Consider the following 24,790-nt stretch of genomic DNA (forward strand, 5'->3'; position numbering starts at 1 on the left):
CCGCATGTCTGTCGAACAGGTCTCCCTCCTCACCTCGTTCGCGCTCGCGGCCGCCTTCGCGCTCTCGGCCGTGTTCGGCGCCGTGGCGCGCGCCACGCGCTTCTGCACCATGGGCGCGATCAGCGACGTGGTCAACCTCGGCGACTGGACGCGCGTGCGGCAATGGGCCGCGGCCGGCGGCGTCGCGCTGATCGGCTTCTCGGCGCTGGTGTTCGCGGGCTGGGTCGATGCCGACCGCACGCTCTATGCATCGAACCGCATCCTCTGGCTCTCGGCGCTGGTGGGCGGCCTGCTGTTCGGCTTCGGCATGGTGCTGGCCTCGGGCTGCGGCAACAAGACGCTGGTGCGCGTCGGCGGCGGCAGCCTCAAGGCGCTGGTCGTGCTGCTGGTGATGGGCATCGCGGCCTTCGCCACGCTCAAGGGCATCACCGCCGTGCTGCGCGTGGCCACCGTCGACGCGGTGCACCTGGAGCTGGCCGTCAATGCCTCGCTGCCCGAGGTGCTGGCCGGCGCGCTGCGCATGCAGGCCGCGCCGCTGCGGCTCGCGATCGGCCTGGTCGCGGGCGGCGCGCTGATCGCGTGGGCCGCCTGGGGCCGGCGCGATGCGCGCAGCCTCGCGGGCGGGCTCGCCATCGGCGCGCTGGTGGTGGCCGCCTGGTGGCTCAGCGGCCACTGGGCCGTGGTCGAGGAGCATCCGCTCACGCTCGAACACGTGTTCCTCGCCACCAACTCCGGCCGCGCCGAGGCGCTGAGCTTCGTCACGCCCGTGGCCTATGCGCTCGACTGGCTGATGTTCTACAGCGACGCCAACAAGCTGCTGACCCTGGGCATCGCCTCGGTGGCCGGCGTGATCGTGGGTGCCGCCGCGCAGGCGCTGTGGACGCGCGAGTTCCGCTGGGAGGGCTTCGCCGGCAGCGGCGACCTCGCGCACCACCTGGGCGGCGCCGTGCTGATGGGCATCGGCGGCGTCACCGCCATGGGCTGCACCATCGGCCAGGGCCTGAGCGCGCTCTCCACGCTGAGTCTCGCGAGCCTGCCCGCGATCGTCGGCATCGTCGCGGGCGCGGTGGCGAGCCTCAAGTACCAGGCCTGGCAGCTGCAGCGCGATCTTTGAGTGCGTGGGGCGCGCCATGCTTGACCCGGCCCCTGCGGCCACCTCGATAAAGACGGCATCGCAGCAAAACCGAGGTGATTCCGTGAACCCTTCGTCCCGTTTCCTGAACCCGTCCGAGGCCGCGCGCCGGCTCGGCGTGTCCGCCAAGGCCCTGCGGCTGTACGAGCAGCGCGGCCTGCTGGTGCCGGCGCGCACGGCCGCGGGCTGGCGTTCCTACGGGCCCGCCGAGATGGCGCGTGCCGCCGAGATCGTCGCGCTGCGCGCGCTGGGCTTGAGCCTCGCGCAGGTGGCGCGCGTGCTCCAGGGCGACGCGCAAGGGCTGGCACCGGCGCTGGCGGCGCATCAGGCGGCGCTCGAAGCCAAGGCGCGAGAGCTCGACGCCACGCTGGACAGAGTGCGCGGCCTGCGCGACGAACTCGCGCGCGGACGCCTGCCCGCGCCCGGCGAACTCGCGCGCCTGCTGCAGCCCGACACCCGACCCGCGCTCGAATTCGAGCTGCCCTGGCCCTGGGGCGGCGAACGCTTCGCGCTGAACGACATCCGGCCCATCAACCACATCGTCGGCCCGCTGGGCAGCGGCAAGACGCGGCTCGCGCTGCGCATCGCCGAGCGTTTTCCGGGCGCTGTCCTCCTGCCGCTGGACCGCGCCGAGGGCGATGCCACCGCCACGCGGTTGCGCGAGGACGCCGGCCTGCGCGCGCGCGTCGATGCCGCGCTGGCCTGGCTCGTGGAGGACGGTGCCACCGGATCCGAAGCCCTGGTCGCGCTGCTGGCCGGCCTCGAGGCCGAAGGCCCCGCCGCCATCGTCGTCGACATGGTGGAGCAGGGCCTCGACCACGCGACCCAGGAAGCGCTGATCGCCCATCTGCGCCGCCGCGGCGCCGGGGCGCGGCCGCTGTTCCTGCTCACGCGCTCCAGCGCCTTCCTCGATCTCGCGGCGGTCGGCGCGCTCGAGTCGATCCTGCTGTGCCCGGCCAACCACAGTCCGCCGACCTATGTCGCGCCGTTCGAAGGCGCACCCGGCTACGAGGCCGTCGCCACCTGCCTCGCGACACCCGAGGTGCGCGTGCGCACGCAGGGCGTGATCGCGTGGCGGCCGACGGTGTCGGATCCCGCCGGCTGACGCCGGGCCGCCAGCGTGTTCCACTGGCGGCAGTTGCTCCCGATGCTTCCATGAGCCCCACGCAGATCGATCGTTTCAAGACCCACGGCTGTCTCCACCTCGAAGGCTTCCACCCGAAGTCCCGCGTGGCCCCGCTGCGCGAGAAGCTGCGCGACGAGCTCAAGCGCATGGCTGGCGCCAAGGGCGGGATGGGCGCGGTGCGGCGCCTGCCGCTGTTCCAGCAGATCGGCAAGCTCTCCGCGCTCGTCAACGTGCCCGGCCTGCATGAAGCCCTGGTCACGCCGGCGCTGCTCGATCTCGTCGCCGAGCTCGGCGGCCTCGCGTCGCCGCCCGCGGCGGGCCCCCAGGGCACGCAGCTGCTGTTGTCGCCGCCAGGGCAAGGCGACTGGACCCTGCAGGCCCTGAACTGGCATGTGGACCTCGCGGCGCGGCCGCAGGATCCGCTGCCCGGCGTGCAGGCCTTCTTCCTGATCGACGACGTGGCACCGCATGGCGGCGCCACGCTCGCGCTCGCGGGCTCGCACCGCATCGACACGCGTCGGCCGGCCTCGGATTCGCAACCCGCGCTGCGCGAGCTGCTCAAGGACCCGACGGACCTGGAGCGCCGCCTGGGCGAGCAGGGCCTGGCCATCGTCGAGATGTGCGGCCGCGCCGGCGACGTGTTCCTGATGGACATGCGCGTGCTGCACACGCCCTCGGTCAACGCGACGAGGCAGCCGCGGATGATGGCGACCACGCGCTGCATCTTCGGCACCTGACGCGCCGCGACAAGACGCCGAGGCGTCATGGCGCGGCGCACCGGCCACGCGAAAATTCCTGCATGGATAACGAAAAATTCCCGAGCGCGCTGATGCACACCATCGGCTTTTCGCAGCTGCTGCGCAGCGATGCCGAGGCCGGCCTCGCGCGCGTGCGTTTCGTGGCGCGGCCCGAGTTCGCGCACAGCAACGGCACGGTGGTGCAGGGCGGGCTGGTCACCGCATGGCTCGATTGCGCGATGGCCTTCGCGGTGAACGCGAAGGACGCTGCGGCCGGCCTCGCGAGCCTCGAGCTCAAGATCTCGTTCCTCGACCGGGCCGACGTCGCCAGCTTCGAGGCCGAGGCGCGCATCCTGCGCTGGGGCCGCAGCGTGGTGTTCCTCGAGGCCGACCTCTGGGCGCTCGATGGCCGGCTGATCGCGCGCGCCTCGTCCACGGGCAAGCTGGTCCGGCGAGGTGCCTGACCCGCTTGCCTCGCGCGATCAGCGACGACGCCGGCGCGCGGCCACCAGGCCCGCCACGCCGAGCGCGGCCAGCGCGAGGTCGACCAGGTCCAGCGCGCCCCCGCTCTTGCGGAAGGGGAACGCGATCGGCATCACCGGCTGCTCGGGTTGCTCCGGTGTGACCCCGGGCGCGGCCTTGACGTTCAGGAACGCGGCCGACACCGAGCCGGGCTTGTCGTCCTCGTTGATGCCCTGCACGTAGACCATGTGGCGGCCCGGCGCGAGGCCCGTGGTGTCGAGCATGCCGCTCGCGGTCCGGGTCGCTTCCTCGAAGCCGGGGCTGGCCTGGTCCGAGGCCGAGAGCGCCAGCGGGATGCCGACCGCGCCGGCCTCCCACGGCAGCTTGCCGACATAGGCCAGCGCGGTCTTGATCTTCTTGACGACCGGGACCGGCGGCGCCGGAATGTCCGACTGCCCGGGCTTCGAATAGAGGTAGCGGTTGTCGTCCACGGTCGCGGTGACTTGCGCCTTCGCGCCCACCTGCACGGCCTCGGCGTCGATCTTCACGTCGACCGTGTCCGGTCCCTGCGGCAGCTGGTAGGGCCGGTACAGCACGCGGCTCAGGTAGTGGAAGCCGTTGAAGTTCTCGGGATAGACCTCCTTGTTGAAGTTGTCGCAGCTCTCGTAGAAGGAGCGGCCCATCTCCACCGTGTACGAAGGCGCGCCCAGGTAGCCGTAGATGGCGTCCTTGGTCGTGCCCTCGGTGTCGTAGCCCAGCACCTGCTGCGCCGAGTACTTGTTGTGATAGGCCATGCGCTGCGCGATGGTGGCCAGCCCGAGGTTGTTGGGCGTCTGGATGTTGTTCTCGTTCTCGGAGCGCCGCACGCCCCAGGACCAGAGGATGGCGCGTGCCGCGCTGTGCAGGTCGATGAACACCCCGCCGCCGTAGTTCTCGTCGGCGCCGGTCTTCCAGTCGAATTCGCCGGCACCGCCGTTGTCGCGGTTCTGCGCGTTGCAATAGGTCGCGCTCTTGGGCCGGCCGTCGGGCAGCGCGCCGCCCTCCCACTTGCAGGCCGCCTGGTTCCAGCTGCCGCGCACGTAGTCGAGCACCACCTGCGTCTCGGGCTCGGAGACGGCCGCGGTGCCGCGGTAGTCCTCGGCGCACTGGTTGTCGGAAGCACCGGGCCCGCCCGTGCGCCAGCCGAACGGGTAGTTGCGGTTCAGGTCGACCCCGCCGCTGCGCACCGTGCTGCAGGCCGCCGTGGCGTAGTTGGTGTTCTTGCGCTGCCGGGCCGTGATCTGCTGCTCGGCGATCGAGCGGCCGTCGGGGTTGTGGACGATGAAGTGGTAGCGGTTGCTGTCCAGCATCATGCGGGCGTTCGCGTCGGTCTCGTAGTTGTCGAGCAGCCACTCGATGTACTTCATGCCGACTTCCTGCGGGGCGTATTCGCGCGCGTGGATGCCGCCGGTCCAGACCATGTTCGGCGGCTTGCTCGCCTGCGCGTCCTGCTTCTCGAAGTTGCCGGCCACGATCACGCGGATCGGGTAGGGCTCGGTGGGAAACAGGCTCAGGTTGAAGGTGTTGAGAACGCTCGCGGGCAGGTACTTGACCAGCAGGTTGACCCAGGACGAATTGGCGTTGTTGTCGGAGTCCGTGCCGGGCTTCTGGTACTGCCCGCCCATCCAGGTCTTGCCGAGGGTCTGCACCTTCACCAGCTTCGGGTACTTGGCGGCCAGCTCGTCGAAGCTGGTGTAGACCTGTCCGACCGTGCGGTAGCAGGCCGCGTGCGAACCGCCGTCGGAGATCTTCTTCGTGCCCGGCGTGGTGTCCGGTGCGGGCGAGGCCTGCTTGCCCACGCCCTTGGTGATGTAGTCGCGGATCCGGGCCGTCTCGGCCTCGTTGATCTGCACGGGAAGGCCCAGCATCCGCAGCTGCGCCAGTTCGCCCGGGCCGACCTCCGCCGACACCGTACGGGCCTTCTGGTCCACGTAGGCATGGTCCAGCAGCCGGGTCAGGGCGTTGAGATCGTTGTCGTTGGAGTAGGGCACGACGATCGAATAGACCTGAACCCAGTCGGCGGTGTCGGGCGACTGCGCCGACACCGGATGGCCGGCCACGAGGGCGGCCGCGAGCGCGATGGACCATTGCGCGGGACGTGAGATGCGATGACTGATCCTCATGACAATTCCCCTTGTTTTGTTGAACAAAAATTGGCCGACCACAGCTTGAAGGCCCCTCCGCCGGGGTTCGATAGTGATTACCCGGATTTCGCGCGCGGGCAGGCTGTGCAAGTCGCGCCGATACACTGCCGCGCATGCAAGACCCGCCGTCCTCCTCGCCGGTGCCCGCGCATTGGCGCGGCCCCCTGGTGCTTGCGTGCCTGATGCTCGCGCTGCAGGCGGGCGGCGAACCGGTGTACGAGGCGCTGCGCTACGAGCGTGCGGCCGTGCTCGGCGGGCAGCTCTGGCGTTTGCTCACGGCGCACCTGGTGCACCTCGGCTGGATGCATTGCCTGCTGAACCTCGGCGGGCTGGCCGTGTGCGCGGCGTTCGCGAAGGACCGCGCCGGCGCGCGCGCCTGGGCCGGCGCCTTCGTCGCGCTGGCGCTCGGCGTGAGCGCCCTGCTGCTGGTGGCATCGCCCCGGGTCGCTGACTACGCGGGGCTGTCGGGCGTGCTCTATGGCCTGTTCGTCTGGGTGCTCGCGCCGCAGGCCTGGCGCGGCGACCTGGTGGCCCGCGTCGCGCTGGCGGTGGTCGTGGTCCGCATCGGCTGGCAGCTGTGGAGCGAGCCCACCGAGGCCCAGCGTGCATTGATCGGCGGCGAGGTGCTGGTGCAGGCGCATCTCTATGGCGCGGCCTGCGCCGTGCTGCTGGTTCTCGCGCAGGCGCTGCGCGGCCGCTCCAGCGCCTGATCCGAAGCCGCCCCCGCGCGGGCGTTTTTACGCTTTCTTTACGGCCCCCCACCGACTCTTTCCCCCGTTTTGACGCGCATCTGCCGAGACTGCCATTCATCTTTTTGATAGCAGGAGTGATGCATGGACATCGTCTGGATGGGCGCCTTGCTGGCGCTGTGGGTCGTGGTGGCGGCCATGGTCGTCGGGCTGAACCGGCTCGAGGGTCCGAACCCGCCGGCGGCGAAAGAGGGAGAGGCATCGTGATCGGCCTCGACGTCCTCTACGGCTTCGGCGCGCTGATCGCCGTGGTGCTGTTCGCCTACCTGGTCTTCGCGCTGATCTGCGCCGAGGAATTCTGAAATGACGGGTTCCGCCTGGGGCCTGCTGGCCCTCTTCTTCGCGCTGCTGCTGCTGCTGGCCTGGCCGGTCGGCCGCTTCCTCGCGGCGCTGTGCAACGAACGCGTGCCGCGCTGGATGGCGCGCGTGGAGTCCCCCTTCTACAAGCTGGCCGGCGTGGCGCCGGCGCAGTCGATGAGCTGGCGCGTCTATGCGCTGGCGCTGCTGGCCTTCAACACGGTCGGCGCGATCGTGGTCTACGGCCTGCAGCGGCTGCAGGGCCTGCTGCCGCTCAACCCGGCCGGCATGGGCGCGGTGTCGCCCGACTCGGCCTTCAACACCGCCGTGAGCTTCGTCGCCAACACCAACTGGCAGGGCTACGCGGGCGAGTCGACGATGAGCTACCTCACGCAGATGCTCGGCCTCACGGTGCAGAACTTCGTGTCGGCCGCGACCGGCATCGCGGTGGCGTTCGCGCTGGTGCGCGGCTTCGCGCGCCGCGGCGAAGGACAGGGCCGCGGCCTGGTCGGCAACTTCTGGGCCGACATCGTGCGCATCACGCTGTGGGTGCTGGTGCCGATCTCCTTCGTGCTGGCGGTGGCGCTGGTGGGCCAGGGCGTGATCCAGAACTTCGATGCGTACAAGGCCGTCGACACGCTCGAGACGACCGCGTTCCAGCAGCCCAAGGCCGGCCCCGACGGCCAGCCGCTGAAGGACGACAAGGGCGCGCCGGTGATGGAGGACGCCACCACCGCGACGCAGACGCTGGCCATGGGCCCGGTCGCCTCGCAGGAGGCGATCAAGATGGTCGGCACCAATGGCGGCGGCTTCTTCAACGCCAACTCGGCGCATCCCTACGAGAACCCGACCGCGCTGTCGAACCTGCTGCAGATGCTCGCGATCTTCCTGATCCCGGCCGCGCTGTGCTTCACCTTCGGCCGTGTGGTGGGCGACATGCGCCAGGGCTGGGCGGTGTTCGCGGCGATGGCGGTCATGTTCGTGGTCGCGGTGGCGGTGCTCACGTCGGCCGAGCAGGGCGGCAACCCGCTGCTCGCGCCACTGGGCGTCGACCAGGCCGCGGGCGCGCTGCAGTCGGGCGGCTACATGGAAGGCAAGGAGGTGCGCTTCGGCATCGATGCCTCGGCGCTGTTCGCCGCCGTGACCACGGCCGCCTCGTGCGGCGCGGTCAACCTCATGCACGACTCGCTGACGCCGATCGGCGGCCTGGTGCCGCTGGTGCTGATGCAGCTCGGCGAGGTGGTGTTCGGCGGCGTCGGCTCGGGCCTGTACGGCATGCTGGTCTTCGCGATGCTCGCGGTGTTCATCGCCGGGCTGATGATCGGCCGCACGCCCGAGTACCTCGGCAAGAAGATCGAGGTGCGCGAGATGAAGCTGCTGTCGATCGCGATCCTGGTGACGCCGATCCTGGTGCTCGTGGGCACCGCCATCGCGGTGGCCTCGGGCGCGGGCAAGGCCGGCATCGCCAACCCCGGCGCGCACGGCTTCTCCGAGATCCTCTATGCGCTGACCTCGGCCGCCAACAACAACGGCAGCGCCTTCGCGGGCCTGTCGGCCAACACGCCCTTCTACAACGCGCTGCTGGGCCTGGCGATGTGGTTCGGCCGCTTCGCGATGATCGTGCCGGTGCTCGCCATCGCGGGCTCGCTGGCCGCCAAGAAGCGCCTGCCGGTCACGGCCGGCACGCTGCCCACGCACGGGCCGCTGTTCGTTTCCCTGCTGATCGGCACCGTGCTGCTGGTCGGTCTGCTCAATTACGTGCCGGCGCTGGCCCTCGGGCCGATCGTCGAGCACCTGGTGCTCTGGAAGTAAGGAGGAGCACGCCATGACCCCAACCAAGACTTCCCTGTCGCTGTTCGACGCGGCACTGGTGCGCCCCGCGCTGCGCGGCGCCTTCGCCAAGCTGAACCCGCGCACCCAGTGGCGCAACCCGGTGATGTTCATCGTCTACATCGGGAGCATCCTCACCACGCTGCTGTGGATCCACACGCTGAGCTTCCCGGGCGACACCGGCATGTCGCCGACCTTCGTGCTCGCGGTCACCGTGTGGCTCTGGTTCACGGTGCTGTTCGCCAACTTCGCCGAGGCGCTGGCCGAGGGCCGCAGCAAGGCCCAGGCCGCCTCGCTGCGCGGCCTGCGCAAGGACACCTGGGCCAAGAAGCTGGCCGAGCCGCAGCGCGACGCGAAGTGGCTCCCGGAGCAGGCGCCCAACCTGCGCAAGGGCGACGTGGTGCTGGTCGAGGCCGGCGACGTGGTCCCGCTCGACGGCGAGGTGATCGAGGGCGTGGCCTCGGTCGACGAGAGCGCCATCACCGGCGAATCGGCACCGGTGGTGCGCGAGTCGGGCGGCGACTTCTCGGCCGTGACCGGCGGCACCCGCGTGCTGTCCGACTGGCTGGTGGTGCGCATCGCGGTGAACCCGGGCGAGTCCTTCCTCGACCGCATGATCGGCATGGTCGAGGCCGCGCGCCGCCAGAAGACGCCCAACGAGATCGCGCTGACCATCCTGCTGGTGGCGCTCACGCTGGTGTTCCTGATGGTCACGGTCACGTTGCTGCCGTTCTCGGTGTTCAGCGTGGAAGCCGCGGGCGCCGGCACGGTGGTCTCGCTGACCGCGCTGGTCGCGCTGCTGGTGTGCCTGATCCCCACCACCATCGGCGGCCTGCTGTCGGCCGTGGGCGTGGCGGGCATGAGCCGCATGATGCAGGCCAACGTGATCGCGACCTCGGGCCGCGCGGTGGAAGCCGCCGGCGACGTCGACGTGCTGCTGCTCGACAAGACCGGCACCATCACGCACGGCAACCGCCAGGCCAGCGCCTTCCTGCCGGCGCCCGGCGTCACCAAGGCACGGCTCGCGCGCGCCGCCATGCTGGCCTCGCTGGCCGACGAGACGCCCGAGGGCCGCAGCATCGTGGAGCTCGCGCGCCGCGACGGGCTGGAACCCGTGCCGGTCGAGAACGCGCGCTTCGCCGACGGGCCGTCCCGAGGCGAAGCCGCCCCCTCGGGGGGCAGCGAAGCACACGCAGTGGCGAGCGTGGGGGCTCGTTTCGTGGCCTTTACCGCGCAGACCCGCATGAGCGGCGTCGACCTGCCGGCCGCGCCGAACAGCCTGGACACCGATCCCATCGTGCTGCGCAAGGGCGCGGTCGAGGCGGTGCGCCGGCACGTCGAGGCGCTCGGCGGCACGATGGCGCCCGAGCTGCTGCGCGCCGCCGAGGAGGCCTCGCGCCGCGGCAGCACGCCGCTGGCGGTGGCCGAGCGCGACCGCGTGCTCGGCATCGTCGAGCTCAAGGACATCGTGAAGACCGGCATCAAGGAGCGCTTCGCCGAGCTGCGCCGCATGGGCATCAAGACGGTGATGATCACCGGCGACAACAAGCTCACCGCCGCCGCGATCGCGGCCGAGGCCGGCGTGGACGACTTCCTGGCCGAGGCCACGCCCGAGGACAAGCTGGCGCTGATCCGCAAGTACCAGGCCGAGGGCCGGCTGGTCGCGATGACCGGCGACGGCACCAACGACGCGCCCGCGCTCGCGCAGGCCGACGTGGCGGTGGCCATGGGCAGCGGCACCCAGGCCGCGAAGGAGGCCGGCAACATGGTCGACCTCGACTCGAACCCGACCAAGCTGCTCGAGGTGGTGGAGACCGGCAAGGCGCTCCTGATGACGCGCGGTTCGCTGACCACCTTCTCGATCGCCAACGACGTGGCGAAGTACTTCGCGATCATTCCCGCGATCTTCGTCTCGACCTATCCGCAGCTCGCGGCGCTCAACGTGATGCGCCTCGCGAGCCCGTCGTCGGCCATCCTGTCGGCGGTGATCTTCAACGCGCTGGTGATCGTGTTCCTGATCCCGCTGGCGCTCAAGGGCGTGCGCTACCGGCCGGTGGGCGCCGCCGCGCTGCTGCGCCGCAACCTCGCCATCTACGGCCTGGGCGGCCTGCTCGTTCCCTTCATCGGCATCAAGCTGATCGACTGGCTGCTGGTGGCAGTCCACCTGGTCTGAGGAGTCCCCATCATGAGCAACACCACCGGCGGCATCGTCCGCCCCGCCATCGTCGTCTTCGCGCTGCTGAGCGCGCTCACCGGCCTGATCTATCCGATGGCCGTCACCGGCGCCGCCAAGGCGGCCTTCCCCGCGCAGGCGGCCGGCAGCCTGATCGTGCTCGACGGCACCACCGTCGGCTCGAAGCTGATCGGCCAGAACTTCAGCGACCCCAGGCACTTCTGGGGCCGCCCCTCGGCCACCGCGCCGCAGCCCTACAACGCCAGCGCCTCGGGGGGCGCGAACCAGGGCCCGCTGAACCCGGCCCTGACCGACGCCGTGAAGGCGCGCGTGGAAGCGCTGCGCGCGGCCGACCCGGGCAACACCGCGCCGGTGCCGGTCGACCTGGTGACGGCCTCGGGCAGCGGCCTCGACCCCGACATCAGCCCGGCCGCGGCGCGCTACCAGGCACCGCGCGTCGCGCGCGAGCGCGGCCTGCCGCTGGGGGAAGTCAACGCGCTGATCGATCGCCAGACCCAGCAGCCGCTGTGGGGGCTGCTCGGCGAGCCGCGCGTGAACGTGCTGGCGCTGAACCTCGCGCTCGACAAGCGCTGAACCCCGGACCCAGGCAAAGGAGACCTGTATGGCCTACGCCGCTTATCGCGAACATCCCGTGTATTTCCGAAGTCCCGCCGCGGCCGGTGCCGCGATCGCGGCCGCCCGCAGGACGGCCGCCGACAGCTTCCATGTGCTCGACGTCACCGTGAGTTGCGCCGACGCGCTGCGCGTGCGCCGCAGCCTCGCGGGCTGCGCCGATGCCGGCGTGGTGCGCTGCGAGCCGCTGCTGCACGGTTGCAGCTCGCAGGAGAGCGACGCGCCCTGCGTGCGGCTGATGATCCGCCTGCCGATGCGCAGCTACGCCGAGGTGCTGCACCGGTTGATCGAATGCGTGCCCTCGGGCGAGATCGGCCGGCTGGTGAGCTGGCGCGAACATCTCGCGCGCTGCGGACTGCGCCATGGCCACTGACTGGCTCCATGCGCTGCTCGCGCTGGCGGCGCTGTTCGTGCCGCTGGGCTTCGCCTGGCTGGTGCTGTCGCGCACGGCGCGGCGCCACGAGCATCGTGCCCGGCGCAAGAACGGAGCTTCCCGTTGATGTGGCCGCTTGCGCGACCGATGTCCGCTGCCGGTTCAGCGCGGCCGCGCGGTGCGCCACGCGCTGGCGGCGCAGCCGGCCTGCACCACCGCGCCCGCGAGCATCGCGCAGCGCAGGCCCGCGGCGCCGCCGCCCGCCATGGCATAGAACGCACCCAGCGCGGCGACGCCGATCGTCGCGCCCGCGATGCGCGCGACATTGATCAGCGAGCCCGCGGTGCCCGAGCGCGCGGCATCGACCGCGCCCACGGCCTCGGCCATCAGCGGCCCGGTGGCCAGTCCCATGCCGAGGCCCGCGAGCGCCAGTCCGGCCTCGGCCCAGGCGATGGACGCGTGGCCCGCGCCCAGCGCCACCAGCAGCAGCCCGCCGGCGATGACCGCCACGCCCGCGCAGCTGACCGCGCGCGCACCGAGCCGCGCCACGATGCGGCCGCTGAACGGCGACAGCGCGACGAACAGCAACGCCATCGGGATCAGCGCGAGGCCGGCCCGCGTGGCGTCGAGCAGGCCCGCCTGCTGCCAGTGCAGCGGCAGCAGGAACAGCAGGCCGTACATGCCGAAGGTCATGCCGGCGGTGGCGATCATCGCGGCGCGGAAGGCGGGCAGGCCGAACAGGTCGAGCGGCACCAGCGCGGTCGCGCCGCGCCGGCCTTCGATGCGCACGAACAGCACGAGCGCCGCCAGCGCGACCGCCAGCGCCGCGATCGCGACCCGCGGCGCCTCGTGCGACTCGATCGCCGCGAAGGCGAGCGCGCCGAGCGCGAGGCCACCGCCGACCTGCGCCCCCGCGTCGAGGCTGCGCCCGCGCGGATCGGACGACTCGGGGATCGAGGGCCGCGCCAGCAGCAGCGCGGCGAGGCTGAACGGCAGCACCGCGAGGAAGATGCCGCGCCAGCCGAAGCGGTGGATCAGCACGCCGCCCAGCGGCGCGCCGATGGCCATCGCCAGGCCGTTGCAGGCGGCCCAGATGCCGAGCACGCGGCCGCGCTCGCGCGCGTCCTGCCACACCACGCGCACGATCGCGAGCGAGGCCGGCATCAGCAGCGCGGCGCCCAGGCCGGCCAGCGCGCGGCCCGCGACCAGTATCCAGACCGAAGTGGCCGCGGCGCACAGCACGGTGGCACCCGTGAAGACGGCCGCGCCGAGCATGAAGATCCGGCGCCGTCCGTACAGGTCGGCCAGCAGGCCGCCGGTGAGCAGCAGCACCGCGTAGGCGAGGTTGTAGCCGTCGACCACCCATTGCAGGGCGGTCACGCCGGCGCGGAAGTGCTCGCCGATCGGCCGGGTGCCGAGGTTGACCACGGCCATGTCGACCTGCGCCACCAGGACCGCGAGGCACAGCGTGAGCAGGGCGAGGCCGCGGCGCGGCGCGGCCGGGCGGTCGGGGTGTCTGTCGTTCATGGGGGAACAGCCTTCTTGGAACCAGACGGCCCATTGTGCGAAGCCGGCGTCGCCTTGCTTCGGCGCGCACCGAAGCGTCGGTGCGCGGGGCGATGCGCTAACCTGCGCTCCCGATGAGCGAGCCCTCCCGCCCCGACCCCGACGCGCTGATCGCCCAGCTGCGCAGCGACGAGGCGCGCGCGCGGCGCGGCAAGCTGCGCATCTACTTCGGCGCCAGCGCCGGCGTGGGCAAGACCTGGGCCATGCTGAGCGCCGCGCAGCGCGAGCGCAAGGCCGGGCGCGACGTGCTGATCGGCGTGGTCGAGACCCATGGCCGCGGCGAGACCGCGGCGCTGCTGGCGGGGCTCGATGCCCTGCCGCTGCGCGAGATCGCCTACCGCGGCCGCACGCTGGCCGAGTTCGACCTCGATGCCGCGCTGGCGCGCCGGCCCGCGGTGCTGCTGGTCGACGAGCTGGCCCACACCAACGCGCCCGGCTCGCGCCATGCCAAGCGCTGGCAGGACGTGCAGGAGCTGCTGGCCGCGGGCATCGAGGTCTGGTCGGCGCTCAACGTGCAGCACCTCGAGAGCCTCAACGGCACGGTCGGCGCCATCACCGGCGTGCGGGTGCACGAGACCGTGCCCGACTCGGTGCTCGACGAGGCCGACGAGGTGGTGCTGGTCGACGTCACGCCCGACGAGCTCACGGCGCGGCTCGCGGCCGGCAAGGTCTACCTGCCGCAGCAGGCCGAGCGCGCGGCGCAGAACTTCTTCCGCAAGGGCAACCTGATCGCGCTGCGCGAGATCGCGTTGCGCCGCACCGCCGAGCACGTGGAGGACGACGTGCGCGGCTGGCGCGTCGAGCAGTCGGGCCCGGGCACCGGCCTGCAGGCCTGGCACACCTCGGGCGCGATCCTCGCGTGCGTCGGCCCGCACGAGGGCGCGGCGCAGACGGTGCGCACCGCGGCGCGGCTCGCGGGCCAGCTCAACGTGCGCTGGCATGCCGTGTATGTCGAGACGCCGCGGCTGCAGCGGCTGGCCGCGGCCGAGCGCGACCGCATCCTCGCGGTGCTGAAGCTGGCCGAGGAACTGGGCGCTGCCACCGCGGTGCTGACCGGCGACGACGTGGCCGCGCAGCTCGCCGAGCAGGCGCGCCGGCTCAACTGCGCGACGCTGGTGCTCGGGCGGCCCGAGCCCGCGACCGGCTGGCGCCGCCCGTGGACGGCGGCGCGGGTGCCGCTGGCGCGCGCGCTCGCGCAACTGGCACCCGCGCTCGACATCCTCGAGGTGGGCCGCGCCGACAGCGCGCGCCGGCTGTCGCGCTCGCCGCTGGGCGTGGCGGGGGCGCGCATCGACAGCGACGACCACGAGCAGGCGCCGATCCACTGGCCCGGCTATGCCTGGGCCGCGGCCACCAGCGTGGCGCTCACGCTGCTGTGCACGCCGCTGACCGGCGTGCTCGAGCTGTCGAACATCGTGATGCTGTTCCTGCTCGGCGTGGTGGGCGTGGCGATGCGCTTCGGGCGCGGGCCCTCGGCGCTGGCGGCGCTGCTCAACGTCGCGGCCTTCGACTATTTCTTCGTGCCGCCGCGGCTGTCGTTCGCGGTCAGCGACGTGCAGTACGTGCTGACCTTCGCGATCATGCTGGGCGTGGGCCTGCTGGTGGGCCAGCTCACGGCCGGGCTGCGCTTCGCGGCCGGCGTGTCGACCAGCCGCGAGCGCCGCGCGCGCTCGCTGTTCGAGCTCACGCGCGAGCTCTCGGCCGCGCTCGAGAGCTCGCAGGTGATCGCGCTCGGCGCGGCCGCGGTGCAGGGCCACTTCGGCGGCCATGCGCTGGTGCTGGTGACCGATGCCGCCGACCAACTGGTGGCGCCGGCCGATCCGCCGCCGGGCTTCGACGCGCAGGTGGCCGACTGGGCCTTCCGCCATGGCCAGAGCGCGGGCCTCGCCACCGCCACCCTGGCCGCGCAACCCTGGCACTACGTGCCGCTGCAGGCGCCGATGCGCGTGCGCGGCGTGCTCGCGCTCGAACCGGCGCAGCCGCGCTGGCTGCTGATCCCCGAGCAGGCGCAGCAGCTCGACACGCTGGCGCGGCAGATCGCGATCGCGCTCGAGCGCGTGCACTACGTGGAGGTGGCGCAGCAGGCGGTGGTCGAGATCGAATCGGAGCGGCTGCGCAACGCGCTGCTGGGCGCGATCTCGCACGACGTGCGCACGCCGCTGACCGCGCTGATCGCGCTGGCCGAATCGCTGCAGACCCTGCCGGCGGAAGAACATGCCGAGGCGGCGCGCGCGATCGTCGCGCAGGCGCACGAGCTGCATGCGCTGGTCAACAACCTGCTCGACATGGCGCGGCTCGAGAGCGGCATCGCGGGCGGCGCGGTCAACCTGCGGCGCGACTGGCAGTCGGTCGAGGAGGTGGTGGGCTCGGCCATCCGCGCGGCGCGCACCGCGCTCGGCGCCACCGTGGTCCAGACCGCGCTCGATGCCGGGCTGCCGCTGATCGAGTTCGACGCGGTGCTGATCGAGCGCGTGCTGGTGAACCTGCTCGAGAACGCCACCAAGTACGGCGCGCCGCCGATCGTGGTGGGCGCGCGCGCCGAGCCCGGCACGCTGGTGCTGAGCGTGCGCGACCACGGCCCGGGCCTGCCCGCGGCGCTGCTGGGCCACGAGCAGAAGCTGTTCGACAAGTTCACGCGCGGCGAGGTCGAGTCGGCCACGCCGGGCGTGGGGCTGGGCCTGGCGATCTGCAAGGCGGTGGTGAGCGCCCATGGCGGCGAGATCGTGGCCGCCAACGCGCGCGGCGGCGGTGCAGAATTCACGGTCACGCTCCCGCGCCGGGAGCCGCCCGAACCGGCCGAAGCCCCGCTCTGACCCCATGCCTGCCCCCACCGCCATCGTGATCGAGGACGAGCCGCAGATCCGCCGCTTCGTGCGGGGCGCGCTCGAGGCCGAGGGCTGGCTGGTGCACGAGGCCGGCACGCTGCGCGACGGCCTCGCCGCGGCCGGCACGCGCCAGCCCGACCTGCTGGTGCTCGACCTGGGCCTGCCCGACGGCGACGGCGTCTCGCTGATCCGCGACGTGCGCGGCTGGTCGGCGGTGCCGATCATCGTGCTGTCGGCGCGCAGCGACGAGGCCGACAAGATCGCCGCGCTCGACGCCGGCGCCGACGACTACCTGACCAAGCCCTTCGGCACCGGCGAGCTGCTCGCGCGCGTGCGCGCCAACCTGCGGCGCCCGCGCGCGGCCAGCAGCGAGGAGGTGCCCGAGGCGCTGTTCCGCTTCGGCGAGATCGAGCTCGACCGCGCCGCGCGCATCGTGCGCCGCGCGGGTGCCGAGGTGCACCTCACGCCGACCGAGTACCGGCTGCTGTCGGTGCTGGCCGCGAACGCGGGGCGCGTGCTGACGCAGCGCCAGCTGCTGCGCGAGGTCTGGGGGCCGTCGCACACGGACCAGAGCCACTACCTGCGGATCTACATGGGGCACCTGCGGCAGAAGCTCGAGGACGATCCGGCGCAGCCGCGGCATCTGCTGACGGAGACCGCGGTGGGGTATCGGCTGGTCGTCTGAGATTTCTGAAATTGGGATCGGGAACCGTACGCAGAGGACGCGAAGGTTTCGCGAAGGACGCGAAAGGAAGACAAAAAGATGTGGCGAGTCGTCTTTCGAAGGCCTTGGGTCTTGCCGATCGCTAAGAAGGGGAGCAACGCCCGCACCGGCGCTTCCATTTTTCATGGCTGTTCTTTCGCGCCCTTCGCGAAACCTTCGCGTCCTCTGCGTCCGGTTGCCCGCATTCATGCGCGTGGCATCCACCCAACGCCAACGAAGCGCGGCTTGCCATCGACCGCAGGCAAGCCCACAATCCGCCCCACCATGAAATTCACCCAAGCCATCGAAGCCGGCCTCACCGCCACCTGACATCGCCTTCGATCGCGTTCGGAAGGCGTTGCGCCTTCCGGTACTGAAAACCCCGGCAGGCCCGTCCTCCGGGGTTTTGTCTTTTCCGCCTCTCACTTCTTCATCGCCATGCGTACCTACGACAAGCTGATCGCCACGATTCGCCTCCGCCGGAGCGTGGCTTCCGTGCGCCCGGGCTCCGGCCGCCGCATCAGCAGATTGCACGACACCGTTCGTCGCTAGCCCTCAGGCGAATCCTTTCCGCCTGGGGTTGGCACATGCCCACCAGGCTCTCGAAGCCGTGCTTCGAGCCAGAGAAAGAAAGATTCGCCATGACCCACACACCCAGGAACCTGCGCAACATCGGCATCATTGCCCACGTCGACGCCGGCAAGACCACCACCACCGAACGCATCCTGTTCTACGCGGGCGAGAGCCATCGCATCGGCGACGTGAGCCGCGGCACCGCGCGCATGGACTTCGATGCGCAGGAGCGCAAGCGTGGCATCACCATCAGCAGCGCCGCCATCACGCTGCAGTGGAACGCGACCCAGATCAACCTGATCGACACGCCGGGCCACATCGATTTCAACATCGAGGTGAACCGCTCGCTGCGCGTGCTCGACGGGGCCGTGGTCGTGTTCGACGGCGTGGCCGGCGTGGAGCCGCAGACCGAGACCAACTGGCGCCTCGCGGACCGCTATCGCGTGCCGCGCATCGCCTTCGTCAACAAGCTCGACCGCCTGGGCGCGGACTTCCCGCGCGTGGTCGCGATGATGGAAGAACGCCTGGGCGTGAAGGCCGTGCCGGTGCAGTGGCCGATCGGCGCGGAAGGCGACTTCCGCGGCGTGGTCGACCTGCTGGGCCTGCGCGCGCTGGTCTGGGACCTCGACGATGCGAGCCGGCCGTACCGCGTGACCGAGGTGCCCGCCGAGCTGATGGCCACCGTGTTGCAGCAACGCGCGCGGCTGGTGGAGCTCGCCGTCGAGCAGGACGAGGCCGCGATGGGGGCCTACCTGAACGGCGAGGAGCTGCCGGCCGAGGTGCTGCGCGCTTGCATCCGCAAGGGCGTGCTGGCCGGTGCCTTCGTGCCCGTGCTCGCGGGCTCGGCCTTCCGCAACCGCGGCGTGGAACCGCTGCTCGACGCCATCGTCGACTGGCTGCCGAAGCCCGGCGAGGTGGCGCTGCCCTGCGATCCGCGGGCGCCGTTCGCGGCGCTGGCGTTCAAGGTGGCGAGCGACGACCACGGCGCGATGGTGTTCGTGCGTGTCTACAGCGGCCGCTTGCGGCGCGGCGACAGCATGCTCGACGCCACCACCGGCCGCATCGAGCGCGCGGCACGGCTGTACGAGGTGCAGGCGGGCGACCGCATCGAACGCGACGAACTGGTGGCCGGCGACATCGCCGGCATCGTCGGGCTGAAGGACACGCTGACCGGCCACACGCTGTGCGACCGGCACCATCCGGTGCAGCTCGAACAGATCGGCGTGCCCGAGCCCGTGCTCCACATCGCGATCGAGCCGAAGGCGCAGGCCGACCAGCAGGCGCTCGCGAAGGCGCTGCAGGCGCTGCTGCGCGAGGACCCGAGCCTGCGGCTGCGGCAGGACGCCGAGTCGGGCCAGACCATCGTGTCGGGCATGGGCGAGCTGCAGCTCGAGGTCTCGATCGAGAAGCTGCGCGAGCGCTTCGGCGTCGAAGTGTCGGTGGGACGGCCCCAGGTCGCGTGCCGTGAAACGGTATCGAAGGAAACGGAGGTGCACCATGTGCACAGGAAACAGAACGGCGGCCAGGGCCAGTTCGCGGAGCTGAAGCTGCGCATCGCCCCGCGCGGGCGCGGCGAAGGCATCGCGTTCGAGAACCGGGTGGTGGGCGGCGCGATCCCGCGCGAGTTCATCCCCGCGATCGAGGCCGGCATCCGCCGTGCCGCGCAGTCGGGCGTGCTGGCCGGCTATCCCTGCGTGGACTTCGTGGCCACGCTGCTGGACGGCAGCCACCATGAGCGCGACTCGTCGGCGATGGCCTTCGAGTTCGCGGCCGCCGCGGCCTTCCGCGAAGCGGCGGCGCAGGCCGGGGGGCAGTTGCTCGAGCCGGTGATGGCCGTGGAAGTGACCACGCCCGCCGAGCACGTGGGCGACTGCATCGGCGACCTGCACCGGCGGCGCGGCATGGTGCGCGGCCAGGCGATGCGCGGCAACGCGATCGTGGTCGAGGCCCATGTGCCGCTGGCGCGGATGTTCGGCTACATCGGCAACCTGCGCGCGCTGTCCTCGGGCCGCGCGCAGTACGCGATGCAGTTCGACCACTACGCCGTGGTGCCCGCGGGCGAGATGGCCGGCCTCGTGAAGCGTTGACGGCCCCAGAGGGCGACCCGCGAGGGTCGCCCTTTTTTTCGTCTATCTCAGGCCGCGATGCCCTTGTTGGGATTGAGCAGGAACTTCTCGCCCGTCGCCTGCTTGCCGTAGACGCCGATCGCATCGAGCTGCAGCGCCTCGGTCAGCGAGACCTCGCGCGTGTAGCGGCTCGCGAAGGTGGTCTTGAGCTCGGCCACCACGCGTGCGCGCAGCCGCTGCGTGCCTTCGGCGCCGAGCTTCTGCAGGAACGGGAACAGCAGCCAGCCGCCCATGCCCCAGGCCATGCCGAAGTTGCGCACGAACTCGGTCGGGCCGCGGTCGAGGCCGCCGTAGATGTAGACCTGCTTGTGCGTGGTCGAGCCGTAGCGGCTGTATTCCTTGGCGGTGCGGTTGAGCGCCGCTTCCATGCAGCCGAGGATCTGGCCCGCGAGCTTGCCGCCGCCGGTGGCGTCGAAGGCCAGGGTGGCGCCGGTCTCGACCAGGGCCTGCGTGAGATCGTCGAGGAAGGTGGGCGAGGCGGCGTTGCAGACGTACTTGGCGCCGAGGCCGCGCAGCAGCGCTTCCTGCTCGGGCTTGCGCACGATGTTGACGAGCGCGATGCCGTCCTTCTGGCAGATCTTGTTGAGCATCTGGCCGAGGTTGGAGGCGGCTGCCGTGTGGACCAGCGCGGTGTGGCCTTCGCGCTTCATGGTCTCGACCATGCCGAGCGAGGTCAGCGGATTGACGAAGCACGACGCGCCATCGGCCGGCGCGGTGCCTTCGGGCAGCTCGAGGCATTGCGCGACGGCCACCGCGCGGTACTGCGAGTACATGGCGCCGCCGATCGCGGCCACGGTCTTGCCGAGCAGGGCCTGGGCCTCGGGCGACGAACCGGCCTTCACGACCGTGCCCGCGCCCTCGTTGCCCACGGGCATCGACTGGTCGAGCCGGCCCGCCATCGCGGGGCGCGCGCGCTCGGGCACGGTGGCGGTGACGACCGGGCGCTCGGCGCTGCCCGAGGCCTTGGCGGTCGCCATGTCGGCGGCACCGAACAGCAGGCCGAGGTCCGAGGGGTTCATCGGCGCCGCCTCGACGCGGATCACGACCTCGTGGGCCTGCGGTTCGGGGATGGGTTCGTCGTGCAGCGAGAGTTCGAGTTCGCCGTTCGAACGGACGAGCGAGCGCAGTTGGAGTGCCATGGCGGATGCCCCTTGTGAAGCGGATGAAGCGTGTGCGGAAGGTGGGTGCGACCGGCCGCCCGGGGCCGGCGCGGGCCAGTATAGGAGCGGGCCGCGAAGCCTGCTGGCGCCTTCAGGACAGCCCTGGAGCCGCCGGCACGGCCGGTGCCTGGGCCAGCGCGTGGCGCATCTTCTCGGGGTCCACGCGCTCGATGTAGCGCGGGATGTTGCGCCACAGCGTGTGGTAGCCGTAGCCGCCGCGCAGCATCTCCTGGCGCGCGGCCTCCTTGTCCCAGCCCTGCAGCGCCATGCGGTAGACGGCGGAGACGACACCGGTGCGGTCGGCGCCGTGCATGCAGTGGATCAGCACCGGCCCGTCGCGCTCGGCCGCGAGGATCGCGCGCAGCGCGCGCTGCACCTTCGCGTCGTCGATGTCCCAGGTGTTGATCGGCACGCGCACCAGCCGGATGCCGCTGCCCGCGAACACCTCCCGGTCGTCGTTGAAGGAACGCAGGCTGACCACGGTGCGGATGCCGAGCGAGCGCAGCGCCGCCACGTCCCTCGCGCGCGGCTGGGCGCTGCGGTAGAGCGTGGGCGTGAGGCGGTGCAGGTTCTCCACGCCCAGCGCGTCGAGCGGATCGGCCCAGTGGCCGGGCCGCTCCACGGGCGCGGCCTGCGCCTCGCGCTGCGCCCGGCGGGCCTCGCGCATGCGGCGCACGATGTTCGCGCGGCTCATCGGCGCGGCCAGTGCCGGCGCACCAGGATCAGCGCGGCGACCGCGAGGCCGCCCCAGTAATCGACCGGCGCGCCCCACATCCAGTGCTTGTGCCAGAAGGCCTTGGTGGGGTTGAAGTTGTCCCAGCCGAAGGCCGGGTTGATGAGGAACCAGAGGAAGTCCTCGCAGACCCAGAACACGATCAGGCCCGCGAGCGCGAGGCCCCAGTCGCGCAGCTTCCAGCGGCCCGAGAAGGCCAGCGGCGAGAAGAACACCAGCGCCATGAAGGTGAAGACCCAGGCGTGGTAGCCGGTCATCGCGCGGCCGCCCCAGAAGATGTCGAGCCAGATGCTGTTCTCGATGCGCCAGGTCGGCAGCGAGGTGGCCCAGCCGGCGCCGCCCTCGATCTGGATCTCGGCATTGGCGAAGAAGAAGGCCATGGTGACGACCCAGAGCAGGTACACCAGCGTTCGGCCCACGGTGGGCTTGTCTTCGTTTCTCCAGCTCATGCCGAGGGCCCCAGCACGCGATCGAGCACCGCGCGCGCGGCCCGTGGCTTGCCGAGCGCCTTGCTGCGCTGGGCCATGTGGGCGAGCTTGGCCGGATCGGCCATCAGCCGCGCGACCTTGTACTCGAGGCCGATGGCATCGTAGGCGAGCCAGCCCGCGCCTTCCTCCATCAGGAAGCCGGCGTTGTGCTCCTCCTGGCCGGGGATCGGCGAGATCAGCAGCATGGGCTTGCCGAGCGCGAGGCATTCGGAGACCGTGAGGCCGCCGGGCTTGGTGACGACGAGGTCGGACGCGGCCATGAGCTTGTGCATCTCGTTGGTGAAACCGACGGCCACCACGCGGCCCGGATGGCGCGCCGCGAGGGCCTGCAGCCGGCCGTGCATCTCGGCATTGCGGCCGGCCACGGCGATCACCTGGAAGCGGCCGCCGGGTTCGTCTCCGGCGCCGAGCGCGAGCACGCGCTCGACCATGCTCGAGAGATCGCCCACGCCGGCGCCGCCCGAGACCATCAGCAGCACGGGCCGCGCGGGATCGAGGCCGAGCGCGGCGGCGCAGGCGTCGCGTTCCAGCGCATCGGGTTCGGAGAAGGCGGGCATGACGGGAATGCCGGTGACGTGGATGCGCTCGGGAGGGATGCCGCGCGCGCGCAGCCGGAACGCGACCTCCTCGGTGGCCGCGAGGTAGCCGGTCATGCCCGGCACCAGCCACATGTTGTGCAGGTCGTAGTCGGTGACCTGCAGCCACACCGGATACTCGATGCGCCCGCGGTTGCGCTCGCGCATCAGCAGCTCGGCCGGCAGGAAGTGGGTGCAGATCACCGCATCGGGCTTCTCGCGCCGGATCTCGCGCACCAGCGCGACGGTGCTCAGCCGCTCGATGCCGCGGCGCATGCGCTGCGAGGGTGCGTGGTGCGGCGTGACGTCGGTGCGCTGGTGCAGGTACGACCAGAGCTCGGGCGCGCGGTTCACGAGCTGGATGTACCAGTCGGTGTAGACCTTGCGAAAGCCCGCGGGCACGTGGGCCATGGCGTCGATGTGGACCGCCGGGCAGGGCGGGCTGAGGGTTTGGGCGGTGGCGGCGAGGGCCTGGGCGGCCCGCACGTGGCCGTTGCCCGCGCTCACGCTGAGGATCAGGAGTTTGGTCATGTGTTCGGCGGTCTGCGCGGATTATGGCGAGGGCTTATGGCAGTGCGGAATCGGGGGCCGGGGCGCCGGGGTGGGCTCACGCCGACGGTGTGCTCCCCTCCGCGAATGTCCCCCGCCCTTCGGGCTCCTCCTTGATTTCGCTGCGGGGAGCACACCATCGACGTGAGCCTGGACACCGCGGTAGAACCGGCCGCACAACCCGAGCGCGTCTCGTGCACAGGGCAGTGGGTGCTTCCCGCAGCGAAATAAAGGAGGAGCCGAAGGCGGGGGACATTCGCGGAGGGAAGTACCCGCTGTCCTGTGCACGCGCCCCCGCCCCAAACAAGCCGATCAGAGCGGCGCCCGAGAAGTAACCAACCGCCCCACCCCAGAAGCGGCAAGTCCACGGATCCCTTCGAAGCTGCTCTCCCGAACGATCCGCCCGTTCTCATACACGGTCTCGAGCAGATCCACCTGCCCAGGCTCCAGAACTTGCTCGGCACGTTGCGTACGCACTTCGCCATCGGCGGAAGCCGCCAGCACCAGCCGCCCCTTCTTCGAGGTCTTGCTCGTGTCGCCCACGGGCGCCTTGTAGACGTCGCGCCATTCGCCGTCGACCTGCATTGCCGAGCACTTCATCGCCCATTGCATGGTGTCGCGGTTCACCTGCTGCAGCAGCCCGCCGCCCATGCCGAAGGCGATGTTCTCGGCCGAGAAGCCGTTGTGGAAGAAATTGGACAGGCACAGCCGCAATGAATCGAGCGTCACCCCGTCGCCCTGGATGATGCGCACGTTGTTCAGCACCCGGAAACCCTTGGCATTGGTGGTCGTGCCGAAGCGCTCGGCCAGGATCTGCGCCACCTTCAACGTCGTCTCGGCCGGGTCGCCCGAGTCGGGGCGCACCACCAGCGTCGCGCCCGAGCGGATCACCTGCTCCCGCAGTGCATCGCCCCACAGGCGGGCACAGGCATTGAAGATGTCGTAGCTGTCGCTCACCACCGCGAAGATTGCGCCCGGCTTGCCGAACTGCGCCACCATGTTGCGGTAGGCATCGGCCTCGTGCTCGCGGCCCCAGCCCGTGATGGTGCTGTGCTCGGCCGCGGGGATCGAGAAGCCCGCCACGTCGCAGTCGTAATAGCGGCGCGCGGCCAACAATGCGCTCAGCGTGTCGGTGCCCATGAAGTTGACCAGGTGCGCCATGCCGCCGAGCGCCGCCGATTCGAGGCTCGAGACCCCGCGCGCGCCGAAGTCGTGCAGCTTGAACGCGATCTGGCCCTGCGGATCGTCGCAGGTGGCCTCGAGGTAGCGCAGCAGGGTGGTCTTGGCCGCGGCCGAGACCGTGGCCACGGTGGTCGGATACCAGATCGCGCGCAGCAACTCGGTCTCGAGGAAGCTCGTGACCCAGAAGAACTCGGGGTCCGTGTTCTCGATCGTCGCGAGCACGTTGTGCACCGGCAGCACGCTGCCCTCGGGCACCGCGCGGATGCGCACCGGCATCAGCCCGCCGTGCTTCTCGGTCAGCCGCAGCCAGCCTTCGCGGTTGAAGGGCTCGCCGTGCACCGCCATCAGCGCGGCGGCCTCGTCCACGTCGTCGCGCGTCACCGGCGTCTGCAGATATTCGCGCAGATAGGCCTGCAGCCCGAAGAACAGCGAATGGCTGAAGAGCCCGCCGCGCGACTCGATGTAGCTGAACACCGTCTGCGTGCCCGGCGGGTATTGCATCCAGTGCGACACCTTGTAGGAGTCGGTGCGCAGCAGCAGGTTGCTGCCGAGGGAGGGAGAGAGCGTGCGGTTCATGTGAAAGCTCCTTTCACGGTGGCACCCGTCAACCGGGGC

23 protein-coding genes are annotated in these 24,790 nt (G+C 71.2%); 16 read left to right on the plus strand and 7 right to left on the minus strand.

The annotated features are described in order from the left end of the window. The first annotated feature begins 4 nt into the window (after nucleotides 1–4). The 4 genes from AC1HIL_RS05935 to AC1HIL_RS05950 all read left to right on the plus strand — a co-directional run bounded on the left by AC1HIL_RS05935 (nucleotide 5) and on the right by AC1HIL_RS05950 (nucleotide 3,459). On the plus strand, nucleotides 5–1,114 hold the full coding sequence (locus AC1HIL_RS05935) for a YeeE/YedE family protein (RefSeq protein ID WP_093355170.1): 1,110 nt from the start codon (nucleotides 5–7) through the stop codon (nucleotides 1,112–1,114). An 82-nt stretch (nucleotides 1,115–1,196) separates the two neighbouring features. Further along, complete coding sequence (locus AC1HIL_RS05940) at nucleotides 1,197–2,237, plus strand: MerR family transcriptional regulator (RefSeq protein ID WP_479671366.1); 1,041 nt, start codon at nucleotides 1,197–1,199, stop codon at nucleotides 2,235–2,237. Nucleotides 2,238–2,287: 50 nt separating this feature from the next. Beyond that, nucleotides 2,288–2,995, plus strand: a complete 708-nt coding sequence (locus AC1HIL_RS05945) for a phytanoyl-CoA dioxygenase family protein (RefSeq protein ID WP_479671367.1) — start codon at nucleotides 2,288–2,290, stop codon at nucleotides 2,993–2,995. Between the two features lie 62 nt (nucleotides 2,996–3,057). Beyond that, nucleotides 3,058–3,459, plus strand: coding sequence for a PaaI family thioesterase (locus AC1HIL_RS05950; protein WP_479671368.1), 402 nt, complete (start codon nucleotides 3,058–3,060; stop codon nucleotides 3,457–3,459). Between the two features lie 18 nt (nucleotides 3,460–3,477). Here AC1HIL_RS05950 and AC1HIL_RS05955 read toward each other — a convergent pair whose 3' ends face one another. Then, entirely contained in the window at nucleotides 3,478–5,619 is a 2,142-nt protein-coding gene (locus AC1HIL_RS05955; RefSeq protein ID WP_479671369.1) for a M14 family zinc carboxypeptidase, read from the minus strand. Between the two features lie 134 nt (nucleotides 5,620–5,753). On the opposite strand from AC1HIL_RS05955, the gene rrtA reads away from it, so the two are divergent. From rrtA to AC1HIL_RS05995, 8 genes are all read left to right on the plus strand, one after another. Then, a complete protein-coding gene (gene rrtA, locus AC1HIL_RS05960; protein WP_479671370.1) occupies nucleotides 5,754–6,350 on the plus strand; it encodes a rhombosortase in 597 nt (198 codons plus the stop codon). A gap of 123 nt (nucleotides 6,351–6,473) precedes the next feature. Continuing rightward, nucleotides 6,474–6,596, plus strand: a complete 123-nt coding sequence (locus AC1HIL_RS05965) for a hypothetical protein (RefSeq protein WP_296732183.1) — start codon at nucleotides 6,474–6,476, stop codon at nucleotides 6,594–6,596. After that, nucleotides 6,593–6,691 (plus strand): K(+)-transporting ATPase subunit F, encoded by a 99-nt coding sequence (gene kdpF, locus AC1HIL_RS05970; protein WP_057593567.1) that lies wholly within the window; start codon nucleotides 6,593–6,595, stop codon nucleotides 6,689–6,691. Before AC1HIL_RS05965 ends, kdpF begins: the two co-directional genes overlap by 4 nt. A 1-nt stretch (nucleotide 6,692) precedes the next feature. After that, nucleotides 6,693–8,498, plus strand: a complete 1,806-nt coding sequence (gene kdpA / locus AC1HIL_RS05975; protein WP_479671371.1) for a potassium-transporting ATPase subunit KdpA — start codon at nucleotides 6,693–6,695, stop codon at nucleotides 8,496–8,498. A 13-nt stretch (nucleotides 8,499–8,511) separates the two neighbouring features. Next, nucleotides 8,512–10,689 (plus strand): potassium-transporting ATPase subunit KdpB, encoded by a 2,178-nt coding sequence (gene kdpB / locus AC1HIL_RS05980; protein WP_479671372.1) that lies wholly within the window; start codon nucleotides 8,512–8,514, stop codon nucleotides 10,687–10,689. Nucleotides 10,690–10,701: 12 nt separating this feature from the next. Next, complete coding sequence (gene kdpC / locus AC1HIL_RS05985) at nucleotides 10,702–11,283, plus strand: potassium-transporting ATPase subunit KdpC (protein ID WP_057593564.1); 582 nt, start codon at nucleotides 10,702–10,704, stop codon at nucleotides 11,281–11,283. A gap of 28 nt (nucleotides 11,284–11,311) precedes the next feature. Next, entirely contained in the window at nucleotides 11,312–11,695 is a 384-nt protein-coding gene (locus AC1HIL_RS05990; RefSeq protein WP_057593563.1) for a hypothetical protein, read from the plus strand. Beyond that, on the plus strand, nucleotides 11,685–11,822 hold the full coding sequence (locus tag AC1HIL_RS05995; protein ID WP_172705584.1) for a hypothetical protein: 138 nt from the start codon (nucleotides 11,685–11,687) through the stop codon (nucleotides 11,820–11,822). The genes AC1HIL_RS05990 and AC1HIL_RS05995 overlap by 11 nt, the downstream gene beginning before the upstream one ends. 35 nt (nucleotides 11,823–11,857) lie before the next feature. Here the strand turns inward: AC1HIL_RS05995 and AC1HIL_RS06000 are convergent, their stop codons facing one another. Next, nucleotides 11,858–13,222, minus strand: a complete 1,365-nt coding sequence (locus tag AC1HIL_RS06000; RefSeq protein ID WP_479671373.1) for an MFS transporter — start codon at nucleotides 13,220–13,222, stop codon at nucleotides 11,858–11,860. 113 nt (nucleotides 13,223–13,335) lie between these two features. On the opposite strand from AC1HIL_RS06000, the gene AC1HIL_RS06005 reads away from it, so the two are divergent. The 4 genes from AC1HIL_RS06005 (at nucleotide 13,336) to fusA (ending at nucleotide 19,449) form a co-directional block, all read left to right on the plus strand. Beyond that, nucleotides 13,336–16,074, plus strand: a complete 2,739-nt coding sequence (locus AC1HIL_RS06005; RefSeq protein ID WP_479671374.1) for a DUF4118 domain-containing protein — start codon at nucleotides 13,336–13,338, stop codon at nucleotides 16,072–16,074. Between the two features lie 4 nt (nucleotides 16,075–16,078). Beyond that, nucleotides 16,079–16,771, plus strand: a complete 693-nt coding sequence (kdpE, locus tag AC1HIL_RS06010) for a two-component system response regulator KdpE (protein WP_093355193.1) — start codon at nucleotides 16,079–16,081, stop codon at nucleotides 16,769–16,771. A gap of 111 nt (nucleotides 16,772–16,882) precedes the next feature. Further along, complete coding sequence (locus tag AC1HIL_RS06015) at nucleotides 16,883–17,119, plus strand: hypothetical protein (RefSeq protein WP_479671375.1); 237 nt, start codon at nucleotides 16,883–16,885, stop codon at nucleotides 17,117–17,119. A 311-nt stretch (nucleotides 17,120–17,430) separates the two neighbouring features. Beyond that, nucleotides 17,431–19,449 (plus strand): elongation factor G, encoded by a 2,019-nt coding sequence (gene fusA / locus AC1HIL_RS06020; RefSeq protein ID WP_479671376.1) that lies wholly within the window; start codon nucleotides 17,431–17,433, stop codon nucleotides 19,447–19,449. Between the two features lie 47 nt (nucleotides 19,450–19,496). Here the strand turns inward: fusA and AC1HIL_RS06025 are convergent, their stop codons facing one another. The 5 genes from AC1HIL_RS06025 to AC1HIL_RS06045 form a co-directional block, all read right to left on the minus strand. After that, complete coding sequence (locus tag AC1HIL_RS06025; RefSeq protein WP_479671377.1) at nucleotides 19,497–20,627, minus strand: zinc-binding dehydrogenase; 1,131 nt, start codon at nucleotides 20,625–20,627, stop codon at nucleotides 19,497–19,499. Nucleotides 20,628–20,739: 112 nt separating this feature from the next. Further along, complete coding sequence (locus AC1HIL_RS06030) at nucleotides 20,740–21,342, minus strand: dual specificity protein phosphatase family protein (protein WP_422099688.1); 603 nt, start codon at nucleotides 21,340–21,342, stop codon at nucleotides 20,740–20,742. Next, nucleotides 21,339–21,830 (minus strand): hypothetical protein, encoded by a 492-nt coding sequence (locus AC1HIL_RS06035; protein WP_057593557.1) that lies wholly within the window; start codon nucleotides 21,828–21,830, stop codon nucleotides 21,339–21,341. The genes AC1HIL_RS06030 and AC1HIL_RS06035 overlap by 4 nt, the downstream gene beginning before the upstream one ends. Then, nucleotides 21,827–22,975: an MGDG synthase family glycosyltransferase gene (locus tag AC1HIL_RS06040; protein WP_422099690.1), complete on the minus strand. Its 1,149-nt coding sequence runs from the start codon at nucleotides 22,973–22,975 to the stop codon at nucleotides 21,827–21,829. Before AC1HIL_RS06040 ends, AC1HIL_RS06035 begins: the two co-directional genes overlap by 4 nt. Nucleotides 22,976–23,305: 330 nt before the next feature. Next, a complete protein-coding gene (locus AC1HIL_RS06045; protein ID WP_479671378.1) occupies nucleotides 23,306–24,751 on the minus strand; it encodes a nicotinate phosphoribosyltransferase in 1,446 nt (481 codons plus the stop codon). Nucleotides 24,752–24,790: the final 39 nt, after the last annotated feature.

The sequence above is a fragment of the Variovorax sp. ISS6 genome (assembly GCF_056523145.1).